Annotated in this window: 11 protein-coding genes; 9 read left to right on the forward strand and 2 right to left on the reverse strand. The window is 72.8% G+C overall.

From position 1 onward, the window contains the following. The first annotated feature begins 26 nt into the window (after positions 1-26). The 6 genes from ACZ6O5_RS28655 to ACZ6O5_RS28680 are packed head-to-tail and all read left to right on the forward strand — an operon-like array spanning position 27 to position 10,469. Positions 27-3,173, forward strand: a complete 3,147-nt coding sequence (locus tag ACZ6O5_RS28655; protein WP_465981080.1) for a non-ribosomal peptide synthetase — start codon at positions 27-29, stop codon at positions 3,171-3,173. Then, a complete protein-coding gene (locus ACZ6O5_RS28660; RefSeq protein ID WP_465981082.1) occupies positions 3,170-6,103 on the forward strand; it encodes a type I polyketide synthase in 2,934 nt (977 codons plus the stop codon). Before ACZ6O5_RS28655 ends, ACZ6O5_RS28660 begins: the two co-directional genes overlap by 4 nt. Continuing rightward, a complete protein-coding gene (locus tag ACZ6O5_RS28665) occupies positions 6,103-7,869 on the forward strand; it encodes a non-ribosomal peptide synthetase (RefSeq protein ID WP_465981084.1) in 1,767 nt (588 codons plus the stop codon). Before ACZ6O5_RS28660 ends, ACZ6O5_RS28665 begins: the two co-directional genes overlap by 1 nt. Continuing rightward, positions 7,866-8,603 (forward strand): thioesterase II family protein, encoded by a 738-nt coding sequence (locus tag ACZ6O5_RS28670; protein WP_465981086.1) that lies wholly within the window; start codon positions 7,866-7,868, stop codon positions 8,601-8,603. The genes ACZ6O5_RS28665 and ACZ6O5_RS28670 overlap by 4 nt, the downstream gene beginning before the upstream one ends. Beyond that, positions 8,600-9,577 (forward strand): UDP-glucose 4-epimerase GalE, encoded by a 978-nt coding sequence (gene galE / locus ACZ6O5_RS28675; protein ID WP_465981088.1) that lies wholly within the window; start codon positions 8,600-8,602, stop codon positions 9,575-9,577. Before ACZ6O5_RS28670 ends, galE begins: the two co-directional genes overlap by 4 nt. Further along, positions 9,567-10,469 carry an aminoglycoside phosphotransferase family protein gene (locus ACZ6O5_RS28680; protein ID WP_465981090.1) on the forward strand — a complete coding sequence of 301 codons (903 nt, stop codon included), beginning with the start codon at positions 9,567-9,569 and terminating at the stop codon, positions 10,467-10,469. The genes galE and ACZ6O5_RS28680 overlap by 11 nt, the downstream gene beginning before the upstream one ends. On the opposite strand, the gene ACZ6O5_RS28685 is transcribed toward ACZ6O5_RS28680, so the two are convergent. Continuing rightward, positions 10,466-11,260 carry an LLM class F420-dependent oxidoreductase gene (locus tag ACZ6O5_RS28685; protein ID WP_465981092.1) on the reverse strand — a complete coding sequence of 265 codons (795 nt, stop codon included), beginning with the start codon at positions 11,258-11,260 and terminating at the stop codon, positions 10,466-10,468. The two genes, ACZ6O5_RS28680 and ACZ6O5_RS28685, sit on opposite strands and share 4 nt — an antisense overlap. Positions 11,261-11,400: 140 nt before the next feature. Between ACZ6O5_RS28685 and ACZ6O5_RS28690 the strand changes: the two genes are divergently transcribed. From ACZ6O5_RS28690 to ACZ6O5_RS28700, 3 genes are all read left to right on the forward strand, one after another. Continuing rightward, on the forward strand, positions 11,401-12,279 hold the full coding sequence (locus ACZ6O5_RS28690) for a class I SAM-dependent methyltransferase (protein WP_465981094.1): 879 nt from the start codon (positions 11,401-11,403) through the stop codon (positions 12,277-12,279). Between the two features lie 246 nt (positions 12,280-12,525). Further along, the gene (locus ACZ6O5_RS28695) at positions 12,526-13,542 is read left to right on the forward strand and encodes a polysaccharide deacetylase family protein (protein WP_465981096.1); all 1,017 of its coding nucleotides are present in this window, start codon (positions 12,526-12,528) and stop codon (positions 13,540-13,542) included. Positions 13,543-13,696: 154 nt separating this feature from the next. Continuing rightward, positions 13,697-14,902, forward strand: coding sequence for a cytochrome P450 (locus ACZ6O5_RS28700; protein ID WP_465981098.1), 1,206 nt, complete (start codon positions 13,697-13,699; stop codon positions 14,900-14,902). A gap of 13 nt (positions 14,903-14,915) precedes the next feature. Here the strand turns inward: ACZ6O5_RS28700 and ACZ6O5_RS28705 are convergent, their stop codons facing one another. Further along, positions 14,916-16,379, reverse strand: coding sequence for a hypothetical protein (locus ACZ6O5_RS28705; RefSeq protein ID WP_465981100.1), 1,464 nt, complete (start codon positions 16,377-16,379; stop codon positions 14,916-14,918). Positions 16,380-16,613: the final 234 nt, after the last annotated feature.

Below are 16,613 nucleotides of genomic sequence, written 5' to 3' on the forward strand. Positions count from 1 at the left end.
CACGGGGACACGAGAGGAACATCACTGTGAGTACCGAGCAGGGCCACCCACCTCCGGGCAAGGCGTTGTCGGCAGCCCAGCGGCGGCTGTGGCTGGCGTACCGCATCGAGCCGGACAGCCCGGAGTTCACCGCGCCCTGGGCGGGCCGCCTGACCGGCGACCTCGACCTCGACGCGCTGCGTCGGGCCTGGCGCGGTGTGGTCGAGCGCCACGCGGAGCTACGGCTGCGTCTGACCGAGCGCAACGGCGAACCGCAGCGCTCCCAGTGGCCCGTCGACGAGTTCGGGCTGGTCGTACGCGACAGTTCACCCGACCGGTTGCCGGCGGAACTGGAGCGGGCGGTGACCCGCCCGTTCCCGCTGGTCGACGGCCGGCTCGTCGACGCCACGCTGCTGCGCCTCGGCCCGGGTGAGCACGTGCTGGTCATCGGCGCGCACCACGCGGTCATGGACGGACGGTCCCTCGCGGTGATCCTGCGCGACCTGTTCGACATGTACGCCGACCGCCCCGTGGGCCCGCCGGGCCGCCCCTACACCGACTACGTCGACGCGCCGGACGCCGTACCGGCGGGTGAGAAGTTCGATGCCTGGATCGAGGATCTGCGGGTGCCCGAAGCCGCCGAACCGCTCGGTCTCGCCCCCACCGGGCACCGGGGCGACCGGGCCGGCGCCCTGGTGCGCGTCCCCGTTCCGCCCGACGTCTGGCAGCGGGTGCGCGGGCTGAGCCGTGCCCTGCGCACCACACCGCAGGTGATCGGCCTGAGCGCGTACGCCGCGGCCCTGAGCCGCTACACGGACCGGGCAGACGTGGTGGTCGGCAGCACCATGGACACCCGATCGGGCGACTTCGCCGAGACCGTCGGCATGTTCATCAACCCGGCGCCGGTGCGGGTCCGGGTCGACGACGTCGCGACCGTGGCCGACTACTGCCGGTCGGTGCACCGCGGCCTGCTGCGGGCCTACTCGATGCGCAACGTGCCGTTCGACGAGGTCGTCCGGCAGGTGCGGACGACGCCGGACCCGTCCCGTACCCCGATCTTCCAGGTGTTGTTCAACTTCGAGGCCGACGAGCCGGACATCCGGGCCGGGGCGCTGCGGGTCAGCCACCTGCGACTGCCGGTCCAGGTGTCCAAGTACGACCTGACCATGGTGTTGCGCGACCGTGGCGCGGACGCCGAACTGCTCGCCACCTACCGCAGCTCCCGCTACTCGGCGACGCAGATCGAGCGGTTCACCGCACACGTCGCCACCCTGCTGGCCGGACTGTGCGAGGCCGGCGCGACCCTCGGACGGCTGCCGATGCTCTCGGACGCGGACCGCACGCGCTTGGCCGAGCTCGGCGCCGGCGCCACCCTGCCGCAGCCGACCCGGCTCGTGCCCGACGCCGTCGCGGCGGTCGCGCGCGCCGAACCGGGCCGTCCGGCGGTGACCGACGACCGCACGGAGCTGACCTACGGCGAACTGCTCGACCGGGCGGATGCCGTGGCCGCGACGGTGCGGGCCCATCGGGGTGCGGGCCCGCTGTCGGTGGGCGTCCTCGGTGAGCCGTCCGCCGAACTGGTCACCGCCGTGTTCGGCGTGTGGCGGGCCGGCGCGGCGTACGTGCCGCTGAATTCGACGTACCCGCCGGCGCGGATCTCGGCGATGCTGGCCGACGCGGGCGTCGACCTCGTACTCGGGGACGCGTCGTGGCGCGACCGGCTGCCGGGTGTGCGCGTCCTGACGCCGGCGGAGGCGACGGCCCCGGAAGCCGCGCCGGGCGCGGCCGTCACGGTGCGGCCCACGGACGCCGCCTATGTCATCTACACCTCCGGCACGACCGGCGAACCCAAGGGCGTCGTCGTCGAACACGGCGCGCTGGCCGCCTCGACGGCCGCCCGGCACGCCACCTACGGCGGTCGCGGCACGTTCCTGCTGGTGTCCCCGCTGTCGTTCGACTCCTCGATGGCGGGCCTGTGGGGGACGCTCAGTTCGGGGGGACGACTCGTCGTGGCCGGGACCGACGACGTCCGCGATCCCGAGCGCGCCGTCGACCTGATCGACCGCCACGCCGTGACCAACCTGCTGTCGGTGCCGGCGTTCCACGCCGGCCTGCTCGACCGGGCCGAGCGCACCGACCCCAAACGCCTCGCCTCGCTACAGCTCGTGGTCACCGCCGGCGAGACGCTGCCGGCGCCGCTGGTGGAGCGGCACTTCGCCGTGCTGCCCGACACCCGGCTGGCCAACGAGTACGGTCCGACGGAGGCCACCGTCTGGAGCACCGTCCGGGTCTTCGACCGGCCGGCGCCGGTCGACATCGGCGGGCCGGTGCCCGGGGCGACGGTGTCGGTCCGCGACCGCACCGGCGCCCTCACGCCGCCCGGTGCCGTCGGTGAGCTCTACATCGGCGGTGCCGGCGTGGCCCGGGGCTACCTGGGCAGGCCCGAGGCGACCGCGGCCGCCTTCGTCACCCGCCCGGACGGCGGTCGGATGTACCGCACCGGCGACTTCGTCCGCTGGAACGACCGGGCCGGACTCGACTTTCTCGGCCGCCGCGACCAGCTTGTCAAGATCCGTGGACACCGGGTGGAACTGGGCGCGGTGGAAACCGTGCTCCGGGCCGAACCGACAGTGGCCGACGTCGCCGTGCTCCCCACCGGGAACGGGGCGAACCTGGTCGCCTTCGTGGTCCCCGCGGCGGGCTACGCCGAGCAGGCGCTGCGCGAACGGCTGTCCGGGCTGCTCCCGCCAGCGATGCTACCCGGGCTGTTCGTCCCCGTGCCGGAACTGCCGCGTACCCCACACGGCAAGGTCGACCGGTCGGCCCTGCGCCTGCCCGCCGAGCCCGACCCGGTCGCCGCCGAACAGCCGGCTGTGGGCGACGACCTCCGGGCTGCCGTCCTGGCCGCCTGGTGCGAGACGCTGGAGGTGCCCACGGTCGCCACCGACGTCAACTTCTTCGACGCCGGTGGGCATTCGCTGCTGATGGTGACGCTACAGATGGCGCTCGAGGACCGGCTCGACGTCACGATCTCCGTCGTCGACCTGTTCACCGCCACCACGATCGACGAGCAGGTCGCGCTCATCCGAGGCACGCCGTCGTCATCCGCGCCGCCGGCCGAGGCCGCCGGCACCGACCTGCGCCGGGCCCGCCTCGCCGCCGCCCGCCGCCGGGGCGGTGGTGACGTCGCATGAGAGACCGGAGTCTGGACGTCGCGATCACCGGTGTGCACGCCCGCCTGCCCGGACCGTCCGATCCGGAGGACTGGTGGGCCGCGGTGCGCTCGGGCACGGTGCTCACCACCCGACTCGATCCGGCGGCACTCGCGGCGGCCGGGGTGCCGGCCCACATGCTGGCCGATCCGGCGTACGTCCCGGTCCGGGGGTGCATCGCCGACAGCGAGCGGTTCGACGCCGAGCTGTTCGGGATCAGTCCCCGTGAGGCCGAGCTGACGGACCCGCAGCATCGGCTCATGATGGAGGCGACCTGGGCGGCGCTGGAGGACGCCGGGCGTGACCCGCTGACCGACACGTTACGCACCGCGGTCTTCGCGTCGGCGAGTGAGAGCCGGTACCTGACCCGGATCCTCGCCGGCGGTGACGTCGGACCGGAGACGTTGGAGAGCCTGATCGTCGGCACCGGCCGCGACTTCATGGCCACCCGTATCGCGTACCGGCTGGGGTTGGAAGGCCCGGCGGTGAGCGTCGCGACCGCCTGCTCGTCGTCCCTGGTGGCGGTGCACATGGCTGTGCAGTCGCTGAACAACGGCGACTGTGATCAGGCGGTCGTGGTGGCGGCGTCGGTCGGTTTTCCGCAGGCCGGGTCGATGCACGTACGCGGCGGCATCGTCTCGCCGGAGGGCCGTTGCCGCCCGTTCGACGCCGGCGCCGACGGGACCATCGGCGGCTCCGGGGTCATCGCCATGGTGCTGCGGCGCTTCGACGAGGTCCGCGCCGACGTGCCGAGCTACGGCGTCATCCTGGGTTCGGCGGTCAACAACGACGGCTCGGCCAAGGCCGGGTTCAACGCGCCCTCGCCCCGCGGGCAGGCCGCCGTGATCCGCGCCGCGTTGCAGGCGGCGGACGTCCCCGCGGGCTCGCTGGGCTACCTGGAAGCGCACGGCACCGGCACCTACGTCGGCGACCCGATCGAATGGGCGTCGACGTCGGCCGCGTTGCGCGAGGCCGGCGCCAAGCCGGGCCAGGTCGCGGTCGGCGCGGTCAAGGCCAACATCGGCCACCTCGACGCCGCGGCGGGCCTGGCCGGGCTGTACAAGGCTCTGCTGGTGCTCGGCCACGGGGAGGTCCCGGCCATGGCGGGATTCGCGCGGCTCAACCCGTTGCTGTCCGACGACAGCCCGCTGTACGTGCCCGACGGGCCCGGCGGGTGGCCCGGACCCACCCCGCGCCGTGCCGCGGTCAGCTCGTTCGGCATCGGCGGCACGAACGCGCACCTGATCGTGGAGGAACCGTCGACCGCCCAGCCGCCGGTGGTGGCGCCCGCCGCTTCCCGTCCCGTGATCGTGACCCTGTCGGCGATCCGGCCGGCCGCCCTGGACGCCGCGGCCCAACGGTTGGCCGCGCACCTGGCCGACCAGCCCGCGGATCTCGCCCACGTGGCGTACTCGCTGCGGGTGGGACGCGCGACGCTGCCCGAGCGGATGGCGGTGGTGGGCGAGAGGCGGGAGGAGATCGTCGCGGCCCTGCGTGGTGGTCCGGGCCGGTCGCGCGGCCGGGCCGCCACGTCCGGCACCCGGCCGGTGGTGCTCCTGCTGCCCGGCCAGGGAGCGCAGCGGCCCGGCATGGCCCGGCCGCTGGCCGAGCACCTGCCGGCGTTCGCCGCCGCGCTCGACGAGGTCCTCGACGTGCTGCCGGCGGAGGTCGCCGACCCGGTGCGGCGCATGGTGCACGACCCGGAGCAGCCGGCCGAGAACCTGCGGCAGACCGGGCTGGCGCAGCCCGCCCTCTTCGCCGTCGAGTACGCCGCCGCACGGGCACTGGCGGATCTCGGTGTCCAGCCGGTCGCGCTGGCCGGGCACAGCCTCGGCGAGGTGACGGCGGCCGTCCTGGCCGGCGTGCTCGACCTGCGGGCCGCGGCCACGCTCGTCGTGCTGCGTGCCCGGGCCATGCAGGAGTGCGTACCCGGGGCGATGCTGGCGGTGACCGGCGACCCGGCCGACGCCACCCGGTGGATGTCCGACGATCCGCGGCTGGCGCTGGCCGCGGTCAACGCGCCGGACAGCTATGTGCTGAGCGGCCCCGCGGAAGCGGTCGACGACCTTGCCCACCGGCTGGCCGGCGTGGTGCCGACGCGGCGGCTGCGGACCAGCCACGCGTTCCACTCGCCCGCCATGGAACCCGCCGCGGCCACGCTGCGCTCGCACCTCGACGGCGGAGCGCGGGGCCGGGTCCGGCTGCCCTTCGTCGCCAACGCCGAGGGCACCCTCCTGCCCGTCGGCGCCGAGGTGCCGTTGACGATGTTCGCCGACAGCGTCTGCGCCACCGTACGCTTCGCCGAAGGGCTGCGGGCGGTGCGGGACCGCTTCCCGGACGCCGTCGCGGTCGAGGTGGGCCCCGGCCGAGCGTTGTCGGGCACGGCGGCCCGAGCGGGATTCGACGCGGTGCCACTGTCCGTGGCCGGAGAACCGGACGGTCCGCTGCGCGCGCTGGCGCAGCTGTGGGCCTTCGGCGCCACCGTCGACCTGAGCGCGGCGACCCGCAACGACCGGCGCGTCCGGCTGCCTGGCACCGTGTTCGGCGGCGACCGCCATGTCGCTCCCGAGGCGAACCGGTCGCCGTCCGGGGTCGCCGACGGATCCCGCCCCGAACCCGAAGCCGAGCCGACGCCCGGCGATTCCGGGCACCCGCCACAGTCTCCGAGCGGTCCGTGGGACGAGGTCACGGTCGCCTGGCAGGAGCTGCTCGGGCAGGTCGACGTCCAGCCGGAGGCCGACTTCTACGCCCTCGGGGGTGACTCGCTCACCGCGATCCGGCTGGCCCGGCGGTTGGAGCAGCGGTTCGGCGTCGAGATGCCGCTGCGCGAGCTGATGCTCGCCCGAACCCTGGACCAGCAGGCACGACTTGTCGCACGCGTCGCGTCGCGATCCGAGACCGAGGAGGACTGATGGACGCTGAGCACTTCGCACGCGTCGAGGAGGTGTTCGGGCGTCGGGTCGCCGAATCACCGGAGAAGGTCGCCGTCCGGGACAGCACCGGCGCGTCGACCTACGCCGAGCTGTGGGCGGCCTCGGCCCGGCTGCAACGCGCGCTGCGGGACAAGGGCATCCGGCCCGGCGACGCGGTCGGCCTGCACGGCGTCGGTGACCGCGAGACGATCACCGCGATGCTCGGTGTGCTGCGCGCCGGCGCGCACGTGGTCCCCACCGACCCCGGCTACCCGGTCGAGCGGGTGGAACACATGCTCGACCTGGCCGGAGCGCGCGTCGTGCTGCTCACCGGCGAGCACCCGGCGCCGACCGGCCTGACGGCGGACGCGTGGCACGTTCGCGATCTCCTCGCGCAGGCCGGCGACCACCCGGCGCCGGTGGAGCCGGTGGGGACCGCGTCCGACCTCGCGTACGTCATGTTCACCTCGGGTTCCACCGGCGCGCCCAAGGCGGTCGGGGTGCCGCACGGAGCGCTGTCCGCCCTGTGCCTGCGGGACGGGCCGGTGCGCCGCCGGCCCGACGAGGTGTTCCTCGTGCACACGATCCTCACCTTCGACCCGTCCATGCTGGAGATCTGGTCGCCGCTTCTGGTCGGCGCGGGCGTGGTGTGCGCCCCGAGGTCCGCGTTGTCGGTGCACGAGACGGCCGCGCTGCTGGCCGACGACCGCGTCACCACGGCCGTGCTCACCCCGGCGGTCTTCGCGCTCGTCGTCGAACGGCACCCGGAGGCGTTGCGTTCGCTGCGGTGCCTGATCGTCGGCGGCGACGCGATGCCCTGGACGCACGCGGTGACGGCCCGCGAGCAGTGCCCCGAACTGGAGATCATCAACTGCTACGGCCCGACCGAGAACAGCATCGTGAGCACCGCCTTCGTGCTCACCGACTGGGACCGGGCCGGGCCCACGGTGCCCATCGGGCGGCCGGTCGCCGGCTCCACCTGCCACGTGCTCGACGAAGACCTGCGCCCGGTCCCGCCGGGGGAGGTCGGTGACCTGTACGTGGGCGGGGACCGGCTCGCGGTGGGTTACGTCGGCGACCCGGCGCTGACGGCCGAGCGGTTCCGCGGCGACCCGTTCCGCCCCGCCGGCCGGCTCTACCGCACCGGCGACCGGGCACGGCTGCTGCCCGACGGCAACCTCGCCTTCGAGGGGCGCGAGGACCAGGAGCTCAAGGTACGCGGCTTCCGGGTCAACCTGACCGAGGTCGAGGCGCTGACCGCGGCGGACGAGCAGGTGCGGGAGGTGGTGGCGGTACCGGTCGGTGCGGGACTCGACCGGCGGGTGGTGGCGTTCGTCCGGGCCGCCGACCCGACCGCCGACGGACGGGCGATCCGGGCCCGGGTGGCCACCCGGGCACCGGGCCACCTGGTACCCGACGAGGTGGTGGTGGTCGAGGCGTACCCGTTGACCCCGTCGGGCAAGGCCGACCGGGCGGCGTTGGCGGCCGGGCGCCACGACGGACGCACCGCGTCGGCGGCCGGTCCGGCCGTCGACGGCGACGACCGCACCGTCCTCGCGGCGGTCTGGCAGGAACGTACCGGCAGCCCGGCCGACGCCGGCCACGACTTCTTCGGGGCGGGCGGATCGTCGCTGGACCTCGTCCGCCTGATCGACGACGTCGGCCGCCGGTGCGGAGTGCTGCTCGACTTCGAGGACGCCTACGGGCTCGAGTCGTTCGACGAACTCGTCGCCATGGTGCGGGCCGGACGGGAGGCCGCGTCGTGACCGCGATCCGGGTACCGGCGCCGCGCCCGGACGGTGCCCGCCGGTTGGTGTGTTTCCCGCACGCGGGAGCCTCGGCCAACTTCTTCCGTCCCTGGGCGGCCGCCCGCACCGATGTGGAGGTGGCGGCGGTGCAGTACCCGGGCCGGGCGGACCGCCTGGCGGAGCCCTGCCACGACGATCTGGGTCAGTTGGCCGACGAGGTGTTCGCCTCGATGGGGCCGTTCCTGGACAAGCCGTTGACGCTGCTCGGCCACAGCATGGGCGGGATCGTCGCGTACGAGGTGGCGCGGCGGCTGGAGGCGGTCGGCCGGGGCGTCGAACTGCTTGTCGCGTCCGCGGTCCGTGCGCCGCACGACCCCGACCACGTCGCGGCCCGACACGTCGACTGGGACGAGGCGACCGCGGTGCGGTCCCTGCTGGACGCCGGGCAGACCGACCCGGCCCTGCTGGCCGATCCGCGGGTCCGCGGCGTCATCCTGCCGTACCTGCGGGCCGACTTCGAGATGTTCCAGCGCTACCGCCACCGACCGGGACCACTGCTGACCTGCGACGTTCTCGTGGTACGGGGGGCCGACGACGCGCACGTGACCGCCCGGCAGGGTGACCGCTGGGCGGAGCTGACCACCGGCCGGTTCCGCCACGAGGTCGTCGCGGGCGGGCACTTCTACCTGCTGCCGGCCCCGCCGCTGACGCTCTACCTGGGCGCCGTCCCCGAGACCGTCGACCGCCCATGACGTGGCTGGTGGTGGGAGGCGCCGGATACATCGGCGGGCATGTCGTGCACCGCCTGCGCGAGGAGGGCCGCGCGCTCGTGGTGATGGACGACCTGTCGACCGGGATACCGGAACGGGTGCCCGCGGACGTGCCGCTTGTCGTCGCGTCGACGGCCAACCGGCGCGTCGTGCAGAACACGATCCGCGACCACCGGGTGACCGGGGTGGTGTACCTGGCGGGACGCAAGTCGGCACCCGAGTCGGTGGCCCATCCGTTGAGCTACCACCGCTCGAACGTGGAGCCGCTGCGCATGCTGCTGGAGGAGATGGGCAAGGCGGAGGTCCACTCGATCGTCTTCTCGTCGAGCGCGGCGGTGTACGGCATTCCGGAGTCCCCGCTTGTCGACGAGCAGTCTCGGACCGCGCCGATCAACCCGTACGGGGAGACGAAGCTGGTGGGGGAGTGGCTGCTCCGGTCGGTCGGCGTGGCGTGCGGGCTGTCCTGGATCGCGTTGCGCTACTTCAACGTCATCGGCACCGCGGCCCCCGAACTGGCCGACCGCATGGGCACCAGCCTGGTGCCGAGCGTGTTCCGGTCGGCGATGGCGGGACGCCCGTTCCGGGTCACCGGCAGTGACTATCCCACCCGCGACGGCACCGGCGTGCGCGACTACGTGCACGTCCTCGACGTCGCGGACGCCCACGTGGCGGCCGTCCGTCGACTCGGGCAGGGCCGGGAGGCGGAGCTCTACAACGTGGGCACCGGCCGCGGGTACTCGGTGTTGGAGATCGTCGCCGAGGTGCGGAAGGTGACCGGCCTGCCCGTGGAGGTGTCCCGGGTGGACCGCCGGCCGTGCGATCCGGCCGAGGTGGTGGCCTCCGTGGAGAAGATCCGCCGGGAACTGGGTTGGCAGGCCCGCCACGACCTGTCCGACATGGTCCGCAGCACGTGGCAGTCGTTGACGAACCCCAAGGGAGTCGTACATGCCGGATGAACGACGGATCGAGGCGGACGAGCAGCTCGTACGCCGGCTGCTGGTCGCGCAGACGCCGCAGTGGGCGTCCCTGCCGCTGGAACGTGTCGGGTCGGCCGGGGTCGACAACGCCATCTTCCGGCTCGGCGACGACCTGAACGTGCGGATGCCGCAGTCGGAGTGGAGCGCGGGACACGTCCGCAAGGAGCAACGGTGGCTGCCCGGCCACGCCGATCGGCTGCCGCTGGAGATCCCGGTGCCGGTCGGCCGTGGGGTGCCGGGCGAGGGGTTCCCCTGGCCCTGGTCGGTGTACCGCTGGCTCGACGGCGCCGACGCGGTGGAGAGCCCGGTGGCCGACGAACATCGGGCGGCCCGCGAGCTGGCCGGCTTCATCGCGGCCCTGCATCGGATCCCGACCGAGGACGGACCCCGCTCGGGGCTGCACAGCGGCCTGCGCGGCACGCCGCTACCGGTTCGCGACGAGCCGGTGCGGCACTCGATCGCCAGGGTGCGTGGCAGCCTCGACGCCGATGTCGCGTTGGCCCTGTGGGAGTCCGCCATCCGGGTGCCCGCTTGGCGGCGGGCACCGGTATGGGTGCACGGTGACCTGCATCCGGGCAACGTCCTGGTCCGGGACGGTGCGATCGGCGCGGTGATCGACTGGGGACTGCTCAGTGTGGGCGACCCGGCGCTGGACGTGATGGCGGCGTGGACGTTGCTGTCGGCGGAGGCCCGCGCGACGTTTCGCGAGGCGCTGCCGGTGGACGACCACACCTGGGCCCGGGCCCGCGGCTGGGCGCTGTGCACCGGCGTCATCGCCACCGCCTACTACGGGGACACCAACCCCGTGCTGTCCGGGTTCAGCCGGCGGGCGGCGGAGGAGGCCATGGCCGACTTCGTACGGAACGGCTAGCGGTGCGCGTCACGCCAGGCGATCCACGACCTCAGCGCACCGAGGTCGTAGTCGGGGCCGCTCACGCCGACCGTGAAGATCGAGACGCCCAGCTCCCGCAGGCGGGGGCCGAGTTCTTCCGGCGGCCCGACGTGGGACGGGCCACCCAGGACGCCCGTCGAGATCTGGATCTCGTGGGGATCGCGCCCGATCTCCGCACAGTATTGCCTGATGAGGCCGACCTTTCGCGCGATGCCGTCGGGCGTGGCGAAGCCGTGCCAGATGTCGGCGTGCCGGGCCACCAGGCGCAGCGTCTTCTGCTCGCCCTCTCCGCCGATGAGGATCGGCACGCGACGGACCGCGGGCGGGTTGAGCGCGGCCAGTCGCCGCTCGACGCGGGGCAGGGCCTCGCGGAACGCGGCGATGCGGGCCCCGGCGGAGGGGAATGGGTAGCCGTACTCGACGAAGTCACGTTCGGCCCAGCCGGATCCGAGGCCGAGGATCAGCCGGCCGCCGCTGATCTGGTCGACGGTGCGGGCCATGTCGGCGAGCAGATCCGGGTTGCGGTAGCCGATACAGCTGACCAGCGGGCCGAGTTGCACCCGGCTGCTCGCCTCGGCCCAGGCCGCCAGCATCGTCCAGCATTCGTAGTGCCGGCCGTCGAGGTCACCGTCGAGCGGAAAGAAATGGTCCCAGTTGAAGACGATGTCGGCGCCCGCGTCCTCCGCGGCGAGCAGCGTGTCCCGCATCTGGCCGTAGCTGGCATGCTGTGGTTGCAACTGCAGCGCGATCTTTATCTCAGAGGCGAACACCCAGGTCAGTTTAGTGCACGCCAGCCCCGCGCGAGGACCGGGCGGGCCTGGCGGCTGTCGCAGTGCTGGTCGTGTTCCGGCGATCCGTTTCAGACCGAAGGGGAGTGGAGCTCTTGTCGGGAATCAGTGCACCAACATTCATGGGCGTCGAGGCGCAACGGATCTATCTCGACCTGCGTGAGCACACCGCCGCCTTCGAACTGCTGGACGATGTGCTGCCGCTGTCCTACCAGCTGCACACGGGAGCCGGCGCCGGCGAGTTGATCGCCAAGGGCCTGTCGCGGCTGCGCGGCTGCCGGACCCACGAAGAGGTGGACGTCGTCTTCGCCGACTCGCGCGCGGAGTGGGACGCGGCCGGCTTCGGCCGCATGCTGACCACCGACAAGGAGGGCGGCTGGCGGCGCATCCAGGTCTTCAGCGGGCTGGCCACCGCGAGCGGACACGTCGTGGACGTGGGCAACCCGAACAACAAGTTCGGCGGCTACCTGCTGACCCGCAACCCGGCCATCGAGAAGGTCACCGGCACCGACCACCGGGTGGACCCCAACGTGCTGCGCGGCGACCGTCTCGAGTACGTCCACCAGGACGATCCCGCCGTGCTGCCGTTGCCCGACGCCAGTGCCGACGTGGTGGCGTTCCGGCTGCACCTGCACCACACGACCAAGCCGGTCCAGGAGGCGCTGCTGGCCGAGGCGGCGCGGGTGGTGCGGCCCGGCGGGGAGATCCTCATCATCGAGGACTCGTGGTTGGACGTGCCCGGCCTGGCCGACAACGCGCTCACCATGAAGTTCCGGACGCTGTCGGACGCCGACAAGGTGGCCGCCCTGTCGTTGCTCGACGTGTCGTCGTGCCTGATGGTGCCGGAGAAGGTGGCCTACCCCCTGTCCTACCGCTCGGCGGTGGAGTGGGAGAGCCTGCTGCGCGAAGCCGGTGCGACGAAGGTCGACATCGACTACTGGGGCTTCGCGCTCTTCACCGTGTACGCCGCGCCGATGGCCGTCATCCGCGCGACGGTGTAGTCGCACGTGGCGTCGGGCGGCTCTCCGGCCGCCCGACGCCGCCCCGGCGGCAGCCGGCCGGTGTCGCGTCCACCGGCCGGCGGCGGCCGTCCGCGCGACCGCTCCCAGCTCGAATGCCGCAGCTCACCGCAGGTTTGTCAGGCGTGACGCCGCCGGGCGGGCACCCCGCGGCGCAGCCCGGAACTGATAGGATTTCGTCGATGAGGGCGCCTCGGCGTCACGCGGCGGCTACACGGGAGGCTCCGCATGCTCTTTTCCGGCATCGCCTGGAGTGGCAGGGGTTTCGAGGTGGCCGTGCTCGACGCGGCCGGGCAGCCCGCGGCGGAGCCGAGGAGCTTCGGCACCCGCCACTCCGAGGAGCTGATCTCGTTCCTGCGCGGGCTCGACGACAACGTCGCGGTGATTGACAGCACCAACGGCATGCTCGACGGCCGCATGATGGCCGCGGGGCTGACCGTCTACCGGGCCGATGCCGCCCGGCTGCCGGCACGGCACAGGTTCGGGTCGGTGCCGGCGGCCACGCTCGCCGACGCCGCCGCGGGTGACCTGTCCACGCTCACCCGGCTGATCCGCCACCGCGGCACGCAGACCGGCCGCGAACCCGACCTGGAGCGTTGGATCGAGGGCAGCACGGCGGCCACCGCCGAGCTGACCGCGGCCGGCCGGTGCCTCAGCTTCGGGCCGCGCGACCGGATGGAGGTGGCGCTCACCTTCGACGACGGCCCCAACCCGCCGTACACCGATCGAATTCTGGACATCTGCGAGCGGTACGACATCCGCGCGACCTTCTTCTGCATCGGCCTCAACGCCGACGCGCAACCGGACCTGATCGCCCGGATGAAGGAGCAGGGGCACAGCTTCGGCAACCACACCTTCTCGCACCCCTTCCTGCCGGAGCTGTCGCACGCGGAACTCGCCGAGCAGGTCGAGCGCACCGCGGAGTGCATCGCCGGTGCTGGTGGTGTGTCACCGGCGCTGTTCCGGCCGCCGTACGGCTCGCGTACCCCCGAGGTGTTGGGTTGGCTGGCCCGGTTGGACCCGACCGTCGTGCTGTGGGACGTCGAGGCCGCGGACTGGTCCATGCCGGGCGCCGAGGTCATCGCCGACAGCGTGTTGCGGCAGACCCGGCCGGGGGCGATAGTCCTGCTGCACGACGGCGGCGGCGACCGGTCGCAGACCGTCGCGGCCCTGCCGGTCATCATCGAGGGCCTGCTGGCGCGTGGCCTGCGCTTCGTCGGCGTCGAGGAGATGATCGCCCGCTGACGACCTCCGGGCCCGGCCCACCGGATCGCCCCACCGCGCGGCCGCGTCCCCTTCCCGGCGGCACCGCCGATCGCGGCGCCCGCTGGTGCGTTCCCGGGACGGACCCGCCCGCGCTGACGACGACCAACTGACGTGGCAGAGAGGGAACGGTGCGATGACAATCGGCAGTGGTCTGGACTTCACCGATCCGCGGACCTACTCCAACGACGACTACCTCGCCGCCTGGCGGCACGCCCGCCGCGAACATCCCGTCGTCCGGCTCGAGTCGCCGCAGCACGGTCCCTACTGGTCGGTCACCGGCCACGAGTTGGCTCGACAGGTCCTGGAGGACACGGACCGCTTCATCTCGTCCACGGGCATGCGCATCGGCGGCGAACCGGCGGCGGTGGCCGCGGCGGCGAACCGCATGCTCGTCGTCGCCGACGGCGCCCACCACGACCGCGTTCGGGCGGCCCACGCCCCGTGGTTCACCGCCCAGAAGGTCAACCACATCGGCCAGCTCCTGCACCAGCAGCTGGACGCCCTGCTGGCGCCGATGGTGACAGGCGAGCCGGTGGACGTCGTGGAGCATCTGGCGGACGCCGTCCCCACCTGTGTGATCGGGGAGATGCTGCGCACCGGGCCGGCGGACACCGAGGAGCTCAGTCGACTGGTCCGCGCCGCCTTCGACGAGACGGCGCAGGCGCAGGACGCCACCGGCAACCAGCGCCGAGCCGCCAGCGCGCAGGTCTTCTCCTACTTCGCCGGCCTGGTCCGCAGCCGGCGGTCGGAGCCCGGTGACGACGTGGTCAGCGTGCTCATGCGGCCGACGGCCCAGCACGACGCGCTGTCGGTGACCGAGGTCCTGCTGAACTGCGACGGGTTGGTCAACGGCGGCCTGGGCACCTCACGCCACGCGATCTCCGGGGCCGTGCTCGCGTTCGCCACGCATCCGGACCAGTGGGCCGCGCTGCGTCAGGACCGCTCCCTGGTGCGGTCTGCCGTCGAGGAGGTCCTGCGCTGGGTGTCACCGCCGATGCACATGATGCGTACGGTGAACACCGATGTCACGCTCGGAGCAGCACGGATCTCGGCAGGTGACCGCGTCGTGCTGTGGATCCCGTCGTGCAACCGGGACGAGAGTGTGTTCGACGATCCGGACGCCTTTCGGATCGACCGCCGTCCGAACCCCCACCTGAGCCTGGGCGCCGGGGCGCACTACTGCATCGGCGCGTCGATCGGCCGCATGGAGATCAGGATGCTGCTCCAGGTGCTTCTCGCGCGCGTGGGCAGCATCGAAGTCGTGGAGGCGCCGGTGCGCAGCGCCTCCACGTTCCTCAACGGCGTGGACCGCCTCCGGGTCGCCCTGGTGCCCGCCTGAGCGGGCACGGGAGTCAGTACAGGAACACGCATCCGCTCGTGGTGTGATCGTTGCCGCCGATCGCGCCCGGCGCCGACTGGTGGCAGCCGCGTACGGAGACTCCGCCGAACCCGGCGGGGCCGAAGAAGACCTGCCACAGCAGTTTCCAGTCGCGCGGTTCGGCCGTGTCCGGGTCGACCACCGTCTCGGCGACCGGACGGATCCGTTCCTGCGCCACCAGGTCACGTTGGGGGGAGGACTCCAGGGTCTGCCGCCACTCGTCCGGACTGACCTCGTCGCCGAGCACGATGCCCTGGCTGGCGTGCAGGTTCGCCGGCTTGAGCACGAGGTCCGCCTGCCGGGCGAGGCACTCCTCGACCAGAGCGGCCCGGCCGGCGGGAGTGACAAGCGGAAAGGCCGGGCCGACGAGGCGGGTCCACGGCAGCAGCCGGTCGATCACCGCGATCTCGTCGTCGGACAGCTTCGCCCGGATCGACGGGTCGAACAGCAGCCCGATCGCGGCCTTGCTGTCGTGCAGATCGGTGTCCATGGCGGCCAGCAGCGCGGTCTTGCCGGCCCGGTGCGCGTCGCCGAGCGCCCGCATCGTGGCCACGCCGTCCTGCTCCATCGGAACGTTCTTCGGAAAGAAGAAGCGCAGCAGGATGTCGATCGGCTGCCGCCGCAGCCGGGCCTTGCCGTCGACGAAGTCGATCTCGTGGAACTCGCCCCGGATCGCCGACATCCCCCTGGACCGCAGTTCTGCCGCCTGCCGATCGGACGGGTCGTCGCTGCTCGACCCGGACTCGCTGACGACGGCGACCACCGGCGCGTCGGTGCCGACCTGCGTACGCCCGAGGCGGCGCAGGTCCGCCACGAGCACCTGCAACGGGCTGACCCAGGTCAACCCGAACTCCGCCGCGAAGGCGGCGAAGGCGGGGTTCTTCAACAAGGCACTGTTCAGCGTCGTCGTCAGTTGGCCGCCCACGGCGCTGCCCGTGTTGATTTCGAGCACGCGGTAACCGTCCGGTCCGCGCAGCACATCAGCGCGGCCGTAGTCGACCGGCGCACCGACGCGCCCGGCCATGATCGCGGCGATCTCCTGAGGGTGGTAGGCCTGCGCGGCCAGATAGTCCTCGACGCTGCCGCCGAAGCACCGGGCCGGCAGATCGTCCATGATGTGGATCGTCGCTCTGATGTCCGCGGTGAGGCGCAGGATCTCGTCGTTGCGCGCGAAGACCGGTCGCCCGATGGCGGTGGCCGCGTAGTGGGCCGCGGGGTCGGTCTCGTCGACCTCTCGCACACACCGCAGCAGCCGGGGATCGGCTTCGGCACGCCGATCATATTCCTGGACGATGGCGGTGTGCGAAGTCATCGGCGAGCCTTCCGTTTCGGGCGTGGGGTGCATCGCACAAACGCACAGCCGCCGCGACGGCTCGGGGCGGTGGCACCTCTCTGCACGATGAACAGGAAGCAGATGTCGCTGGTGAGCGGACGTCATCCGCGCGATTCAGCCTTTGGTCGCTGTCGATCCGAGCAACCCGTGAAACACATCTGAGTAAAATCCATCGACGTTACCGAGTCAAGGTCAAACGGCCTGACGCTGGTCGGACGGTGCGGGTGTCGACCGACCGTCGGCGGGGCGAGGATGGCGTTCTCGTGTCGTCACGGGGTTCGGCCGAGCCGATCGGCTCCTGCTCCTCGCGTGGTAGCGAGGCGGATCGATCGAAGCTAG

It is taken from the genome of Micromonospora sp. NPDC049201, assembly GCF_055586805.1.